The sequence below is a fragment of the Sphingopyxis sp. YR583 genome (assembly GCF_900108295.1).
Lineage (GTDB): Bacteria > Pseudomonadota > Alphaproteobacteria > Sphingomonadales > Sphingomonadaceae > Sphingopyxis.
The window spans coordinates 1,283,007-1,297,198 of the sequence record NZ_FNWK01000001.1 but is presented as its reverse complement, the minus strand read 5'-3'; the positions used below and the strand labels follow the sequence as shown (position 1 = coordinate 1,297,198).

The 14,192-nt window shown below is 64.7% G+C and carries 16 protein-coding genes; 12 read left to right on the top strand and 4 right to left on the bottom strand.

Going from position 1 to position 14,192, the window contains the following annotated elements; all coding sequences use genetic code 11:
• Position 1: 1 nt before the first annotated feature.
• On the bottom strand, positions 2 to 499 hold the full coding sequence (purE, locus tag BLW56_RS05990; RefSeq protein ID WP_093509684.1) for a 5-(carboxyamino)imidazole ribonucleotide mutase: 498 nt from the start codon (positions 497 to 499) through the stop codon (positions 2 to 4).
• Positions 500 to 689: 190 nt separating this feature from the next.
• Between purE and BLW56_RS05985 the strand changes: the two genes are divergently transcribed.
• The 4 genes from BLW56_RS05985 to BLW56_RS05970 all read left to right on the top strand — a co-directional run bounded on the left by BLW56_RS05985 (position 690) and on the right by BLW56_RS05970 (position 2,903).
• Positions 690 to 1,334 carry a GGDEF domain-containing protein gene (locus BLW56_RS05985; protein ID WP_093509683.1) on the top strand — a complete coding sequence of 215 codons (645 nt, stop codon included), beginning with the start codon at positions 690 to 692 and terminating at the stop codon, positions 1,332 to 1,334.
• Positions 1,335 to 1,398: 64 nt separating this feature from the next.
• Complete coding sequence (locus tag BLW56_RS05980) at positions 1,399 to 1,728, top strand: hypothetical protein (protein ID WP_093509682.1); 330 nt, start codon at positions 1,399 to 1,401, stop codon at positions 1,726 to 1,728.
• A 32-nt stretch (positions 1,729 to 1,760) separates the two neighbouring features.
• Positions 1,761 to 2,327 (top strand): TMEM165/GDT1 family protein, encoded by a 567-nt coding sequence (locus BLW56_RS05975; RefSeq protein WP_093509681.1) that lies wholly within the window; start codon positions 1,761 to 1,763, stop codon positions 2,325 to 2,327.
• 114 nt (positions 2,328 to 2,441) lie between these two features.
• The gene (locus BLW56_RS05970; protein WP_093509680.1) at positions 2,442 to 2,903 is read left to right on the top strand and encodes a Dps family protein; all 462 of its coding nucleotides are present in this window, start codon (positions 2,442 to 2,444) and stop codon (positions 2,901 to 2,903) included.
• 86 nt (positions 2,904 to 2,989) lie between these two features.
• On the opposite strand, the gene BLW56_RS20995 is transcribed toward BLW56_RS05970, so the two are convergent.
• On the bottom strand, positions 2,990 to 3,778 hold the full coding sequence (locus BLW56_RS20995) for a cold-shock protein (protein WP_093509679.1): 789 nt from the start codon (positions 3,776 to 3,778) through the stop codon (positions 2,990 to 2,992).
• A 261-nt stretch (positions 3,779 to 4,039) separates the two neighbouring features.
• Between BLW56_RS20995 and BLW56_RS05960 the strand changes: the two genes are divergently transcribed.
• From BLW56_RS05960 to BLW56_RS05945, 5 genes are all read left to right on the top strand, one after another.
• Positions 4,040 to 4,657, top strand: coding sequence for a ribonuclease D (locus BLW56_RS05960; RefSeq protein ID WP_093509678.1), 618 nt, complete (start codon positions 4,040 to 4,042; stop codon positions 4,655 to 4,657).
• 26 nt (positions 4,658 to 4,683) lie between these two features.
• A complete protein-coding gene (lptC, locus tag BLW56_RS05955; RefSeq protein ID WP_093509677.1) occupies positions 4,684 to 5,322 on the top strand; it encodes an LPS export ABC transporter periplasmic protein LptC in 639 nt (212 codons plus the stop codon).
• Entirely contained in the window at positions 5,319 to 5,894 is a 576-nt protein-coding gene (locus tag BLW56_RS05950) for an LptA/OstA family protein (RefSeq protein ID WP_177175845.1), read from the top strand. The genes lptC and BLW56_RS05950 overlap by 4 nt, the downstream gene beginning before the upstream one ends.
• A gap of 104 nt (positions 5,895 to 5,998) precedes the next feature.
• A complete protein-coding gene (locus BLW56_RS20590) occupies positions 5,999 to 6,148 on the top strand; it encodes a hypothetical protein (RefSeq protein WP_177175844.1) in 150 nt (49 codons plus the stop codon).
• 40 nt (positions 6,149 to 6,188) lie between these two features.
• On the top strand, positions 6,189 to 8,003 hold the full coding sequence (locus BLW56_RS05945) for an ABCB family ABC transporter ATP-binding protein/permease (protein WP_093509676.1): 1,815 nt from the start codon (positions 6,189 to 6,191) through the stop codon (positions 8,001 to 8,003).
• A 22-nt stretch (positions 8,004 to 8,025) separates the two neighbouring features.
• Here BLW56_RS05945 and BLW56_RS05940 read toward each other — a convergent pair whose 3' ends face one another.
• The gene (locus BLW56_RS05940; protein WP_093509675.1) at positions 8,026 to 8,418 is read right to left on the bottom strand and encodes a hypothetical protein; all 393 of its coding nucleotides are present in this window, start codon (positions 8,416 to 8,418) and stop codon (positions 8,026 to 8,028) included.
• 172 nt (positions 8,419 to 8,590) lie between these two features.
• Between BLW56_RS05940 and BLW56_RS05935 the strand changes: the two genes are divergently transcribed.
• Entirely contained in the window at positions 8,591 to 10,609 is a 2,019-nt protein-coding gene (locus tag BLW56_RS05935) for a putative bifunctional diguanylate cyclase/phosphodiesterase (protein WP_218140491.1), read from the top strand.
• Here the strand turns inward: BLW56_RS05935 and BLW56_RS05930 are convergent.
• Positions 10,606 to 11,508 (bottom strand): LysR family transcriptional regulator, encoded by a 903-nt coding sequence (locus tag BLW56_RS05930; RefSeq protein ID WP_093509674.1) that lies wholly within the window; start codon positions 11,506 to 11,508, stop codon positions 10,606 to 10,608. The genes BLW56_RS05935 and BLW56_RS05930 overlap by 4 nt on opposite strands.
• Positions 11,509 to 11,627: 119 nt before the next feature.
• On the opposite strand from BLW56_RS05930, the gene BLW56_RS05925 reads away from it, so the two are divergent.
• Together BLW56_RS05925 and ybaL are read left to right on the top strand one after the other, a co-directional pair.
• Entirely contained in the window at positions 11,628 to 12,392 is a 765-nt protein-coding gene (locus tag BLW56_RS05925; protein WP_093509673.1) for an SDR family oxidoreductase, read from the top strand.
• A 135-nt stretch (positions 12,393 to 12,527) separates the two neighbouring features.
• Positions 12,528 to 14,165, top strand: coding sequence for a YbaL family putative K(+) efflux transporter (gene ybaL, locus BLW56_RS05920; RefSeq protein ID WP_093509672.1), 1,638 nt, complete (start codon positions 12,528 to 12,530; stop codon positions 14,163 to 14,165).
• Positions 14,166 to 14,192: the final 27 nt, after the last annotated feature.

Sequence of the window (14,192 nt, the reverse complement as noted above, 5' to 3'; positions counted from 1 at the left end):
GTCAGCCTTCGCGAACCGGAACGGGGGCGACGCCGTTCGTCTGCGCTTCGCGCCAGGCGACCAGCTTGTCCGCGAGGCCGGCATCCTCGTTCGCCAGCAGTGCGGCGGCGAACAGGCCGGCGTTGGTCGCACCCGCCTTGCCGATCGCAAAGGTCGCGACGGGAATGCCGCCGGGCATCTGGACGATCGAATAAAGGCTGTCGACCCCGCTGAGCGCCGCCGACTGGACGGGAACTCCGAGCACGGGAACGCGCGTCATTGACGCCACCATGCCGGGCAGATGTGCGGCGCCGCCTGCGCCCGCGATGATTGCCTTGAGCCCGCGCTCCGCCGCGCTCTTGGCATAAGCGACAAGGCGATCGGGGGTGCGGTGCGCCGAGACGATCTGCACCTCGTGCGCTATCCCGAATTCTTCGAGGATCTGGACCGCGTGCGCCATCGTCGGCCAGTCCGACTGGCTGCCCATGATCACACCGACTTGCGGCGCGCTATCGCCCATCACCCGATCCCTCCTGTGGGCCGCGATGAATCGCTGCCGCCTTCCCCCTAGCGACTGCTTGGCCTGCGGGCAACGCCGCGCAATTGATGCCTTCGCGTTTACCGATTGGTATCAAGTCGCGGCTAGGGTCGTCACACGATATCCGCCGGCATCCGGCTGGCGGAAGATGAGGGCGCGCCGGGGACAAGGCATGGATAGCGTAGGGGGGGCGCGGCTGGCGGTTGACCATTTCGGCACCGTTGCCGTCGACTCCATCGAGGACCAGCTGCGTGAAATACGCCGGGAACGCGACGCCTTGCGCCGCGAAAACCGCGTATTGAAGATCGCCGTCGCCGAGCTCGAACGCGTGTCCGAGCGCGATACGCTCACGCCGTTGTTCAACCGCCGCTATTTCCTGACCGCGATCCATCATCGCATGGCGCGGTTCGAACGGCACGCCGAACGCGCGGCGGTCGTGTTCATCGACGTCAACCAGCTCAAATATATCAACGACAGTTTCGGCCACGCTGCGGGCGACTTCGCACTGATGGAAATCGCGAAGCGGCTTGCGGGTTCGATCCGCGCGACCGATGTCGCCGCGCGTATCGGCGGCGACGAATTCGGGCTGATTCTCGACCAGTCGAGCGAAGATGGCGCACGCGCGCAGGTCGATCGTCTGTGCGCCGTGCTGACTGCGACGCCGGCCGAATATGACGGGCACGAAATCGCTCTGTCGGCGTGCTTCGGGATTGCGATGCTGCAGACCGGAATGACCGAATCGGACATATTGGCCGCCGCCGACCGCGACATGTATCGCAGCAAACAGGGCCTGGGCGGTCTTCCGGGGCACCGCTGACGGTCTGCTAACCGCGCGTTAACCAAAAGAGCGCATCGTTCCCGATACGAACAGGGGGTGGACGATGCGAAACCAGACCGACCCATATCTCGATATTCAGAACCGGATCACCGGACAGATCGGGGCGCTCGCCGAAGCGTTGCCGCATTGTGCGCTTGCGCAGATCGTGCAGGGGATCGATGACATCCGCTGCCTCGCGCGCGACAATGGCTTTGCTGCGGTCGAAACGCTCGCCAGCCGTCTCGAATCAGCGGTTGCGGGCGGCGGATATCGTGCCGCGATCCTGACCTATCTCGACGCGATGAGCGATGCTGCGGCGGTTCCGCGCGGTACGCTTTCCGCCGCGGCGCACGAGGCCTGGCTGGCATCGGTCGCAGTGCGGCTGGGGCATTGACCGCGCCCACCTGACACGCCAGATCCGACGACATGGATGCAATCATGCTTGCGCTGGTGGCGGTGCTGCTCGCCAACGCCGACGGGCGGAGCGGGATCGCGCTGTCGCGATTGCTGAGCGCGCGCGTCGACCGACGTGTCACGGTCGTCATCGCTTTCGGAGCTTTCCTTGTTAACGCCGTCATCGCCGCCGTGGCCGGAGCGGTCGCGAACGGAATGATCGGGCAGGGCGTGGCAGCCTTGCTCGTCGCGCTGGCGATGCTTTCGGCGGCGGTTGCCTTGATATGGCGGATGAGGCCCGTAGCCGACGCGGGTGTTGCCGAAGCTTCGCCGGTCGTCCTCGCGGGTCGGATGTGTGTGGCGCAATTCGGCGACCGCAGCCATTTTCTGATCGGTGCTCTTGCTGCGACGAGTGGCGCGGGCCAATGGGCCGCCGCGGGCGGATTCGTCGGCTGGGTGCTCGCGATGCTGCCTTTCCTCGCCTTCGGCCCGACGCTCGCCGAGCGCCGCATGGCTCGAAACCTGCGTTGGCTGGCGGCGGCGATTCTGACTCTCTGGGGTATTCGAACCGCGATGGGGGCGTTTGGACTGATCGGATAGTCCGTCGGTATGAATTTGTTTCATCGTTTTTGTCGATGAAACTCACCCAAAGGTTCAATGGGAAAGCGGAGGGCGGCTTCGCTATATCGGCGGGGCAACAGAAAGGATGCTCCCATGTCCGACAAAGATGACAATGCCCCCGCCGTCGCCGATGCGCTGAACGCGCTCCTTGCCGACAGTTTCGCCCTCTATCTGAAGACCAAAAACTATCACTGGCACGTGCAGGGGCCGCAGTTCCGTGAACTGCACCTGCTGTTCGACGAGCAGGCGGCGCAGATTTTTGCGACGACCGACCTGATCGCGGAGCGGGTGCGCAAGAATGGCGCACCGACATTGCGCTCGATCGGCGACATCAGCCGCCGCGCATCGATCCGCGACGACGATGCCACGGGTGTCGGTGCCGAGGCGATGATCCGTAGTCTTGCGGGTGACAACAAGATTCTGCTCGGGCAGTTGAAGGAAGTGAAGGCCGCCGCCGAGGCTGGCGGTGATATCGCAACGAGTGGGCTGGTCGACGGCTGGGTCGACGAGACGCAGCAGCGGATCTGGTTTCTGGAGGCGACGCTGGGCTATTGAACCAGCCATCGTCCCGCCCTCGCGAGGGTGTATAAACAAAAAGGGCGGCTCGAGAGCCGCCCTTTTCGTTTTAGCTGTCCGGCCGATCAGTCCTGATGCGGCTGGATGTTCACCGCCGCGAACTTGCCGCGATCATCGACTTCGATGTCGAACGCGACGCGGTCGCCTTCGTCGAGGCCCGCCATGCCGGCGCGCTGCACGGCGCTGATGTGGACAAAGGCATCCGCCTGTCCGTCATCGCGCGCGATGAAGCCGAAGCCCTTGGTGGTGTTGAAGAATTTGACGGTGCCCGAGGTGCGTTCACCGGTCAGCTGGCGACGGCCGCGGGCGCCGCCCGGGGCGCCGCCGGGGCCGCGATCGTCACGCTGGCGCGGGGCGAATTCCTCGATCGGCATCGGTTCGCCTTCGATCTTGAGATCGATGGCCGAAACCTTGCCGTTGCGTTCGACGAGGGTGAAGGCCATCGGCTGGCCCGAGGCGAGGCCCTGAAGGCCCGCCTGTTCGACCGCACTGATGTGCACGAACACGTCTTCGCCGCCATCGTCGCGCGCGACGAAGCCGAAGCCCTTGGCTGCGTTGAAGAATTTCACCGTGCCATTGCCTTCGCCAACGACCTGCGCCGGCATGCCGCCGCCACGTCCGCCGCCGAAGCCGCCACCGCCACGATCGCCGCCGCCGAAGCCGCCGCGGTCGCCGCCGCCGAAGCCACCACGATCGCCGCCGCCAAAGCCGCCGCGATCACGGTCGCCGAAACCGCCGCGTCCGCCGCCGTAGCTGTCGCCGCCATAGGGTGCAGGTTCGAAGCTGTCGAAATTGCCGAAATCATCGCGCTTGCCGCGCCCACGCTGGCCGCGCCGATCCTTGTTGAAACTCATAGTCTGTTAGTCGCTTTCGGTCGTCCACACCCCATTCAACCGGCTCATTGCGCCGGACGGGGACGCAGTTCACCACAGGCACGGACTCGCCCCATGCCACCAAGGGCGTAATATATAGCCTAATAATCCACAGGCTGCGAACAGAAAATTTCAGAAAGATGATGCGGAATTTTGCACGCTTTGCCGCAGGCTGCAGGCCCTCCGCCATGGTCGTGAAAACCAGTCATTGAGCGGCACGGCTGCTTGGCCTAAAGCGAGGCCATGACTGTCTATTTCCACGAAGAAGATCTGCCCGAGGGCGCGCTGGGCCCCGGCGCGGTCGCGATCGATACCGAAACCATGGGTCTGAACCCGCTGCGTGACCGGCTGTGCCTGGTCCAGATCAGCGACGGGTCGGGCGACGAGCATCTCGTGCGTTTCAAGCCCGGGAGCAGCTATGATGCCCCGGTGCTGAAAGCGATATTGACCGATCCCAACAGATTGAAATTATTTCATTTTGCTCGCTTCGACATCGCGGCGATGCAGCAGGCGCTCGGCGTCGTGACGGCGCCGGTCTATTGCACCAAGATCGCGTCAAAACTGATCCGTACCTACACCGACCGCCACGGACTCAAGGAACTGGTGCGCGAACTGCTGGGACAGGAAGTGTCGAAACAGCAGCAATCGAGCGATTGGGGTGCCGCCGAACTCAGCGACGCCCAGCGCGATTATGCCGCGAGCGATGTGCGCTTCCTGCACGCCATGAAAGAGATTCTCGACAAGCGGCTGGCGCGCGAAGGGCGTACCGAACTGGCGCAGGCCTGTTTTGATTTTCTGCCGACTCGCGCGGCGCTCGATCTTGCGGGATGGCCCGAGGTCGACATTTTCGCACACAGCTAAGAGTGATTCGCACAGGGTTTCTATGAATGTCCGAACGCGCCGATCTTGATCGCACGATGCGCCGGATGTGGGCGACCAGCGGGTCGAGCCACGACCGGGTGGTGCGCATCTTGCGCTATGGCTTGCCGCTCGTGATCGGCGTGGTCGCCGCAGTGCTGGTCTTCTCGCCCTTCACCCAGCGCACCGAGATCAGCTTTCTGCTCGCCAAGGACAAGGTCGATATGGCGAGCGAGCGGATGAAGGTGACGCGCGCCGAATATCGCGGTCAGGATGCGAAGGGGCAGCCGTTCGCCCTGCTCGCGGGTAGCGCAGTCCAGAAAAGTTCGGCCGAGCCGATCGTGCGGATGACCGACCTGTCGGGAGCGATTCGACTGAACGACGGTCCCGCGACGATCGTCGCAAAAGAAAGTGCCTATAATATGGACACCGAAAAGGTTGCGGTGCCGGGGCTGGTCCAGGTGCGCAGCGCGAACGGTTACAGGATCGATGCAAACAACGTCGCGGTGGACCTCAAGACGCGCAGCCTCGTCGGGCAGGGCGGCGTCAACGGCGCATTGAATATCGGTCAGTTTTCGGCCAGCCAGCTCTCGGCCGACCTCGACCAGCGCGTCGTGCGCCTTCAGGGTAATGCGCGGCTCAGGATCAATCAGGGAGTGCTCAAATGAACCGGCTTTGGACGATGAAGAGCACGGCGCTTGCGGGTGTGGGCTTTGCCCTGACCAGTCTCGCGATCCTGTCGTCGGGCGGCGGTGACGCCGCGCAGGCGCAGGCGCTCGCCAATCATAACAGCAACGCGCCGGTCGATTTCGCGGCAGGCAGCATTGAGGTGCAGGACCGCGCCGACCGCGTCGTTCTCGCGGGCAATGTTCGCGTGACGCAGGCGGGGCTGACGGTCACCGCACCGCGGATGACGGTCGCCTACACGCGGAGCGGCGGCACCGACGTCAACCGGCTCGACGCGACGGGCGGCGTAACGGTGGTGAAGGGCGATGAGACCGCGAAGGGCAATGTCGCCATTTATGACCTCGACCGGCGGTTGATCACGATGGTCGGCAATGTCGAACTGCGCCAGCGCGGCAACAACCTGCGCGGCGGACGATTGGTCATCGACCTGAGCAGCGGTCGCGCGACGGTCGACGGGCGCGGCGCAGCGCGCGGGCCCGACGGCAATCCGGTGCAGGGCGGCACCGGTGGGCGCGTTACCGGCACTTTCACAGTACCGGAAAGAAAGCAGTAACCAGATAGTTTGAATGATCTGCAACCACGCGCCTTCACCAAGGGTGCGGGACCAGATCATCGTGGAGCCGGGGGGCGACGCCGCATAAAGTGAAAGCAGCCCCCATGCGCTTTTCCCCCATCGTCCCGCCTCGACGTCCGCTGTTCGGCCGGCGTCAGGAACCGCCTGCGGCGATTGTGCCCACCCCGACATCCGAAGAACGGCGGCTGATCGATCGCATCATCCGCCACGCGGGGTATCGCGAGTCGCGCTAAGCGTTGTTCGCGCGGCGCATCGCCCCTACATGGGGCGCGCATGCCGCCTGATACCTCCACGTCCGCCGACGCCAACCGCGAACCGCCCGTCCTTGCGACGCTGCGGCGCTTCCTGCCCTATCTGTGGCCGGCGGGGCAGGCGGAAGCGAAGGTCCGCATTGTCATTGCGGGGCTCATCGTGCTCGCGTCGAAGGGCGTGCAGCTGTCGATGGGTTTTCTCTATGGCGCCGCGATCGACAAGATGGTCCCGGGGATGGAGGAGGGCGCCGCGCTCGCGATCGGGCTGGTGCTGGCATACGCGGGCGCGCGTTTTGCAGGGGTGCTGTTCGATAATCTTCGCAACGTCGTGTTCGAGCGCGTCGGGCAGGATGCGACGCGCGAGCTTGCGATTACGACGTTCAGCCACCTTCATGCGCTGAGCCTGCGCTTTCATCTGGCGCGGCGGACGGGTGAGGTCACCAAGGTGATCGAGCGCGGCACCAAGAGCATCGATACGATGCTCTATTTCCTGCTGTTCAACATCGCGCCGACGATCATCGAACTTGCCGCGGTGTTGATCATTTTCTGGACCAAGTTCAGTTTCGGGCTCGCCGGCGCAACCGCGCTGATGGTGGTCGTCTATATCATCTTCACGCGCAAGGTGACCGACTGGCGCAATGCGCTGCGCACGCGAATGAACGACCTCGATACGCTGACGATCGGGCGCAGTGTCGACAGCTTGCTGAATTACGAAACGGTCAAATATTTCGGCGCTGAGGAGCGCGAGGAATCGCGCTATCGCGACGTCGCCGACCAATATGCAAAAGCAGCGGTCAAGAGCGAGAACAGCCTCGCGTGGCTCAACATCGGGCAGAGCCTGATCACCAACGCCGCGCTCGCGGGTGCAATGGCCTACACCGTGTGGGGCTGGTCGACTGGCGAGTATAAGGTCGGCGACGTCGTGCTGGTGAACACGCTGCTGGCCCAGCTCTTCCGCCCGCTTGACATGCTCGGCATGGTCTATCGCGTGATCCGGCAGGGTTTGATCGACATGGAGGCGATGTTCCGCCTGATCGATACCCCGCCCGAGATCGCCGATGCCCCGGATTCCTCGGCGCTAGTCGTGAACGGCGGTGCGGTGGCGTTCGAGAATGTCGTTTTCGGGTATGAGCCTGATCGGACGATCCTGAACGGCGTGAGCTTCGCGGTCGGCGCGGGCGAAACGCTGGCGATCGTCGGTCCGTCGGGGGCAGGCAAGTCCACGATCGCGCGATTGCTCTTCCGCTTTTATGACCCGCAGGACGGACGTGTGCTGATCGACGATCAGGATATCGCCAAGGTGACACAGAAAAGCCTGCGCGCCGAGATCGGCATCGTGCCGCAGGACACGGTGCTGTTCAACGACAGCATCGGTTACAATATCGCCTATGGATGCGAGGGCGCGAGCGCCGATGCGATTGCCGACGCGGCCGAGGGGGCGGCGATCGACGGCTTCATCGCGCTGTTGCCGCAAGGTTACGAGACCGAGGTTGGCGAACGCGGGCTGAAGCTGTCGGGCGGCGAGAAGCAGCGCGTCGCGATCGCGCGCACCCTGCTCAAGAACCCGCCGGTGCTGATCCTCGACGAAGCGACGAGCGCGCTCGACAGCCGTACCGAGGCGGCGATTCAGGACACGCTCGAACGCATTGCCGCGCGCCGCACCACGCTGGTGATCGCGCACCGCCTGTCGACGGTGGTGAATGCCGACAGGATCATCGTGCTCGAGCGGGGGCGCGTCGCCGAGACAGGGACGCACGACCAACTGCTCGCTATGCGCGGGCTCTATGCCGATATGTGGGCGCGGCAACAGGCGGAGAAGGAAGAGGGGACGGTCTAGGTCCCGATTCCGGGCCCCGATTCTAGGCGAGGTCGAGCAGCAGGTTTTTCGAGGCCCAGCTCGCAAGCGGCTCGCCCTTGATGTCGACGATCGGCGGGACGGGGGCGGAATTCTCGTCGCAATAGACGTCGATCATGTCCAGCCGGCCATCGACGCCGGAAAACAGCGTGACCGTCAGCATGCGCCCGTCGTGCATCCGGAAATCGGTACCGAAAACGGCCCCGCCCGTTTTGGCGGGGCGGACGAGCGTCACGTCGGTCGGCGAGCGGACGGCAAAGCTGTTGCAACCGCACGGGCAAAATCCCTCGAAGCGGCAATCGTCGAACTGGGCGGCGAGCCGCCGCGGTGCGGGATAACCGCAGCGAGCAAGGATGAAATCGCGCCAGAAGGCGGCCCGGGCGGCGTCGTTGGCCATCGTCAGGGTCTAGCCGCACTGTGTCAGCCGAACAATATCGCCGGTCGAGGCACTGCGGCAACCGGCGATATTTACAATTTTGTAAGTGATTTCCACCAATTGCCCTTTCAGGACCAGTTCGCCGGCTCGCCGGAGATATGATGCGAAAGGTGGGATTTTGATCAGGCTGGCGATGTGTATCGCGATCGACCACGATCCGTGGCTCGTGGCGCTTGCGGTTGCGATTTGCGGCATCGGGGCCTTCGCGATCGTGCAGATGTTCGAGCGCGCGCGCGAGGCGCAGCGCGCGCAGGGTATCGCTTGGGCCTTTCTCGTCGCCGTTGCAGCCAGTGCGACGATCTGGTGTACCCATTTCGTTGCGATGCTTGCCTTTGAGGCCAAGGCCCCGGTGACACTCGATCCGGTGCTGACCATTGCGTCGCTGATGGTCGCGATGGTCGGCTCCTTTGCCGGCTTTGCCGTTGCCGCCTGGGGCAAGAACGAGATTTTCGGCGCGATCGGGGGCACGCTGTTCGGCGCCGCGATCGCCGCGATGCACTTTACCGGGATGATCGCGTACCGCGTCGACGGTATCGTCGCGTGGGACGGCAATTATATCGCCGCCGCGGTGATCAGTGGCATGGCATTTGCAGCCGCCGCGCTGACGGTGCTGCGCACGAGTCGTGCCGTGCGGTATCGCGTGCCGCTCGCGACTTTGCTGATCGTGCTTGCGATCGCTTCGCTCCACTTCCTCGCGATGACCGCGATGCGGATCACGCCGATGGCGCTCGACGAGACGCCGCTGCGTCCGTCGGAATTCAACGCGCTGGCGCTCGCGACGGTTTTGGTCGGCGGCATCGTGATCGCGGCGGGGGTGTTCGCGGCAATGCTCGACCGCCAGACACGCTCGGAAGCGTTGCGCGAACTGACGCGGATGGCGATGAACGACGCTCTGACGGGCCTTCCCAATCGCGTGGCGTTTCGCGCCGAACTGTCGCGCCAGATCGGCGCCGCGCTGGTGAGCGGCGAGCGCGTTGGCCTGTGCGCGATCGATCTCGACCGTTTCAAGGAAATCAACGACGTCCACGGCCATAAGGCGGGCGACGAGGTGCTTGCGCGGATTGCGCAGCGGATGCGCGACACACTCGGGCACAATGAGTTCGTCGCACGTCTTGGCGGCGACGAGTTTGTCGCGCTCACACGTTTCACCGAGCGTGCGCAGCTGGCGGCGTTTGCGGCGCGGCTCGATGCCGAACTCAAGGCGCCGCTCGTCTTTGCCGATTTCGAGGCGCGGCTCGGCGCCAGTATCGGCGTCGCCGTCTTCCCCGACGATGCGGCGACCGCCGAGATGCTGGCAAACAATGCCGACCTTGCGATGTACCGCGCCAAGGCCGACGCCGCGACCGTGCCCTGCCACTATGACTGGCAGCTCGATGAGGCGATCCGCGACCAGCGCGAGCTGGCCACCGACCTGCGCGGTGCGATCGACCGCAACCAGCTCGACGTCCACTATCAGGTCCAGACCTCGGTCACGACGGGCGAAGTCACGGGTTATGAAGCGTTGCTGCGCTGGACGCATCCGGTGCGCGGGCCGATTCCGCCGGCGACCTTCATCCCGCTGGCCGAGGCGAACGGCTTCATCCTGACGCTCGGCGAATGGGTGATGCGGCGCGCTTGCGCCGATGCCGCAGCGTGGCCGCACGGATCGAAGGTCGCGGTCAACGTCTCGCCGCTCCAGCTCGCACACGTCGACCTGCCACGACTGTTCCACCAGATATTACTCGATACCGGCCTTCCGCCGCGGCGGCTGGAGATCGAGCTGACCGAGACCGCGATCATCGCCGACCGCGAACGGGCGCTGCATGTGCTGCGCCAGATCAAGGCGCTTGGCATCGGTGTTGCGCTCGACGATTTCGGCACCGGCTATTCGTCGCTCGAGACGCTGCGCGCCTTTCCGTTCGACAAGATCAAGCTCGACCGCTTCTTCGCCGCCGAACTGGAAGGCAATATCCAGTCGACCGCGATCCTGCGCGCGGTGCTCGCGCTCGGTAAGAGCCTGTCGATACCGATCCTCGCCGAAGGAATCGAGACGCCCGAACAACTCGACGTGCTGCGCCGTGAAGGCTGTGACGAAGCGCAGGGTTTCCTGATCGGGCGCCCGGGACGCTCAGCGGCGCGGGGCGATGAGGGGCCGCAGGTCGCGGTCGCTTAAATCGTTTCCCAATAGGGCGGATCGCGGAACGCCGCCTTCAGATGGTCGCGTAGCGCGCGGAGTTTCGCCGACGGATCGCGGCCCTGTGCGTGCGCCATGTAGATCCACTCTTCGTCCGGAGCGAGGTCGAGGGGAATCGCGACCAGCTTGCCAGCCCGGATCGCCGGGCCAGCAATGAAGGCGGGAAGCATCGCGATGCCGAGCCCGGCGGCGACCGCGTCGCGGATCATGTCGCCGTTGTTGACGCCCAAGGCCTGTTTGGCCTGAACCGTGACCGGGCCATTTGCCGTGCGGAAGTGCCAGTCGCTGGCGCCGCGATTGGTGTAGAAGATACCGCGGTGGTGGCGCAGATCCTCGAAGCAGGTCGGTGTGCCATGCTCGGCCAGATAGTCGGCGGAGGAGACCAGTATGCGCCGGCTTTTCGCCAGCTTCCAGACGACGAGGCGCGTATCGTCGATCACGCCCTGCCGGATGATCGCATCATGGCCGCTCGAGGCGACGTCGATGCGGCGGTCGTCGAGGTCGAGCGTGAGCTGGATTTCAGGATGGCTCTTCAGGAACGGATAGAGTGCGGGACCAAGATGCATATGGCCGAAGGTTACGGGCGCGGCGATGCGCAGCGCGCCTGCGAGCGTCCCGCGGCGTTCGGCGATATCGGCGGCGGCCTCAATCACGTCGCGCGTGATCCGCTGCGCACGCGGGAGGAAGGCGCTGCCGTCCTCGGTCAGGCTGAGCTTGCGCGTGGTGCGGTGGAGCAGCGCGCTTCCGAGCGAACGTTCAAGCTCGGCGAGGCGTTCGCTCACGACCGATTTCGACAGGCGGAGCTGGCGCGCGGCGCCGCTGATCGAACCATGTTCGACCGTGGCGACAAATGCTGCGATGCCTTCGATGCGGATCATTGTTCGGTAATTCCGAATTATAGAACCAAGAGTTGCTGCCTATTCCGAACGCTAGGCAAAGTCCATCTTCGCTTCATCGACCACGGGCATCGGGCCCGCCGCCGAACAGGAGAAAGATCATGGATCGTTTGCTGAACAAGGTTGCGATCGTCGCTGGCGCCAGCTCGGGCATCGGCCGCGAAACCGCGAAACTCTTTGCCGCCGAGGGCGCCTCGGTCGTCGTCGGCGCGCGCCGTCAGGCCGAACTCGATGCGCTCGTCGCCGAAATCACTGCCGCTGGCGGTAAAGCCGTCGCGGTTGCCGGCGACGTCCGCGACGAAGCTTTCCATGAAGCGCTGGTTCGCGCCGCAGTGGAAAATTACGGTCGGCTCGACATCGCTTTCAACAATGCCGGGGTGTTCGGTGAAGCGGGGCCGAGCACCGAGGTGTCGGGCGCCGGATTCGCCGATGCGCTCGCGGTCAACCTCACCGGATCGTTCCTCGGCGCGAAGCACCAGATCGCCGAGATGGTGAAACATGGCGGCGGCTCGGTGATCTTCACCTCGACCTTCGTAGGTTACAGTTTCTCCTTCCCGGGCAGCGCCGCTTACTCGGCGAGTAAATCGGGGCTGATCGGGCTGACGCAGGCACTCGCGGCCGAGTTCGGGGCGCAGAATGTGCGCGTCAACGCGGTACTCCCCGGCGGCGTTGCGACCGACATGTTCGAGGCGGTCAACGACAGCGCCGAAAAGCAGGATTTCGTGACCAACCTGCATGCGCTGAAACGCGTTGCGCAGCCGATCGAGATCGCCAAGTCGGTGCTCTATCTCGCCTCGGACGATGCGAGCTTCGTGACCGGGACGGCTTCGCTGCTCGACGGCGGGGCATCGATCACGCGCAGCTAAACCCGAAGCGCGACAAAAAACGGGCGGGGGTTCCAAAGCGAACCTCCGCCCGAATTCCGTCGCGATGCCGCTAATCGCAACTAAATTACTTGCCTTGGGTTGACCCCTTGCGCCCGCGCCCTTTACGCAAGGACCATGCCGCACGACACCACCCTGATCGGCACCGTGGTTGCCGGGCTGGGCGTTGCCTTCTTGATGGGCGCGCTCGCACATAGACTCAAGATTTCGCCGATCGCGGGCTATCTGCTCGCGGGCATATTGGTCGGGCCGTTCACCCCGGGATTCGTCGCCGATACCGGGCTGGCGATGCAACTCGCCGAGATCGGCGTGATCCTGCTGATGTTCGGCGTCGGCCTGCATTTCTCGCTGAAAGACCTGCTCTCGGTTCGCAAGATCGCGGTCCCGGGAGCGATCGCACAGATTGCGGTCGCAACCGCGCTCGGGATGATGCTCGGGCTGTGGCTCGGTTGGTCGGTCGAGGGCAGCGCGGTGTTCGGGCTGGCGCTGTCGGTCGCTTCGACCGTCGTGCTGCTGCGCGCATTGCAGGCGCGCGACATGGTCGAGACCGAAAAGGGGCGGATCGCGGTCGGCTGGCTGATCGTCGAGGATCTCGTCATGGTGCTCGCGCTCGTGCTTCTGCCGGCGATGTTCGGCGATCGCGGCGATGAGGGGGGCTCTGCGGGGCTGCTCCAGTCTGCGGGCATCGTGCTGGTCAAGGTCGTCGGTTTCGTCGCCTTCATGTTCGTGATCGCGCGGAGGGTTCTGCCATGGGTGCTCCACTGGGTCGCGCATTCGGGCTCGCGCGAGCTGTTCCGGCTCGCCGTACTCGCGATTGCGCTCGGGGTCGCGTTCGGCGCAGCGATCATTTTCGATGTGAGCTTCGCGCTTGGTGCCTTTTTTGCCGGGATGATCCTCGGCGAGACGCAGCTTTCGCGGCGCGCCGCGGAGGAAACGCTGCCGCTGCGCGACGCGTTCGCGGTGCTGTTCTTCGTGTCGGTCGGGATGCTGTTCGATCCCAAGGTGCTGATCGAACAGCCGGGGCCGGTGCTCGCGACGGTCGCGATCATCGTCGTCGGCAAATCGGTCGCCGCCTATGCGCTCGTCCGCGCCTTCGGTCATAATTCGGGAACCGCGCTGACGGTGTCGGTCAGCCTGGCGCAGATCGGCGAATTTTCGTTCATCCTTGCGGGGCTCGGCGTGGGGCTGAAAGTGCTGCCCGAGACGGGGCGCGACCTCATCCTTGCGGGGTCGTTGCTCTCGATCCTGTTCAACCCGATCCTCTTTTCGCTCGCGGTCAAGCGCATGCGCTCCGACGAGCCCGAAGAGGTCGAGGCGGAAGGCGTCGACACGCCCGCGCCGTGCAACGCCGGCGTCGTGCTGATCGGCTATGGCCGCGTTGGCAGTCATATTGGCAGCCTGATCTGCGGCCGCGGCGAGGGGCTGACGGTGATCGAGGACCAGAAGGACATGGCCGCGTCGGCGACGGCGGCGGGCGCGACCGTGATTATCGGCGATGCCACGAAGGAAAGCGTCTTGCGACAGGCCGGAATCGATACGGCTGCGACCTTGTTGATAGCGATTCCCGAGGGGGTCGAGGCGGGAGCGATCGTGCGGCGGGCACGCGCGATCAATCCCAAGCTGGTGATCGTCGCGCGCGCGCATTCGGACGAAGAGGTCGACGATCTGGTGCGTCGCGGCGCCGATCATGTGGTGATGGCCGAACGCGTCACCGCGTCGCGGATGGCCGAGCGGGCGATGCTGACGCTGGCTTAATCATTGAACCGGAGGAGTCCGGGGCTT

Bases quoted from the DNA above. Each gene is read 5' to 3' on its own strand.
- purE (WP_093509684.1), bottom strand. From the start codon at position 499: ATGGGCGATAGCGCGCCGCAAGTCGGTGTGATCATGGGCAGCCAGTCG.
- BLW56_RS05985 (WP_093509683.1), top strand. From the start codon at position 690: ATGGATAGCGTAGGGGGGGCGCGGCTGGCGGTTGACCATTTCGGCACC.
- BLW56_RS05980 (WP_093509682.1), top strand. From the start codon at position 1,399: ATGCGAAACCAGACCGACCCATATCTCGATATTCAGAACCGGATCACC.
- BLW56_RS05975 (WP_093509681.1), top strand. From the start codon at position 1,761: ATGGATGCAATCATGCTTGCGCTGGTGGCGGTGCTGCTCGCCAACGCC.
- BLW56_RS05970 (WP_093509680.1), top strand. From the start codon at position 2,442: ATGTCCGACAAAGATGACAATGCCCCCGCCGTCGCCGATGCGCTGAAC.
- BLW56_RS20995 (WP_093509679.1), bottom strand. From the start codon at position 3,778: ATGAGTTTCAACAAGGATCGGCGCGGCCAGCGTGGGCGCGGCAAGCGC.
- BLW56_RS05960 (WP_093509678.1), top strand. From the start codon at position 4,040: ATGACTGTCTATTTCCACGAAGAAGATCTGCCCGAGGGCGCGCTGGGC.
- lptC (WP_093509677.1), top strand. From the start codon at position 4,684: ATGTCCGAACGCGCCGATCTTGATCGCACGATGCGCCGGATGTGGGCG.
- BLW56_RS05950 (WP_177175845.1), top strand. From the start codon at position 5,319: ATGAACCGGCTTTGGACGATGAAGAGCACGGCGCTTGCGGGTGTGGGC.
- BLW56_RS20590 (WP_177175844.1), top strand. From the start codon at position 5,999: ATGCGCTTTTCCCCCATCGTCCCGCCTCGACGTCCGCTGTTCGGCCGG.
- BLW56_RS05945 (WP_093509676.1), top strand. From the start codon at position 6,189: ATGCCGCCTGATACCTCCACGTCCGCCGACGCCAACCGCGAACCGCCC.
- BLW56_RS05940 (WP_093509675.1), bottom strand. From the start codon at position 8,418: ATGGCCAACGACGCCGCCCGGGCCGCCTTCTGGCGCGATTTCATCCTT.
- BLW56_RS05935 (WP_218140491.1), top strand. From the start codon at position 8,591: ATGTGTATCGCGATCGACCACGATCCGTGGCTCGTGGCGCTTGCGGTT.
- BLW56_RS05930 (WP_093509674.1), bottom strand. From the start codon at position 11,508: ATGATCCGCATCGAAGGCATCGCAGCATTTGTCGCCACGGTCGAACAT.
- BLW56_RS05925 (WP_093509673.1), top strand. From the start codon at position 11,628: ATGGATCGTTTGCTGAACAAGGTTGCGATCGTCGCTGGCGCCAGCTCG.
- ybaL (WP_093509672.1), top strand. From the start codon at position 12,528: ATGCCGCACGACACCACCCTGATCGGCACCGTGGTTGCCGGGCTGGGC.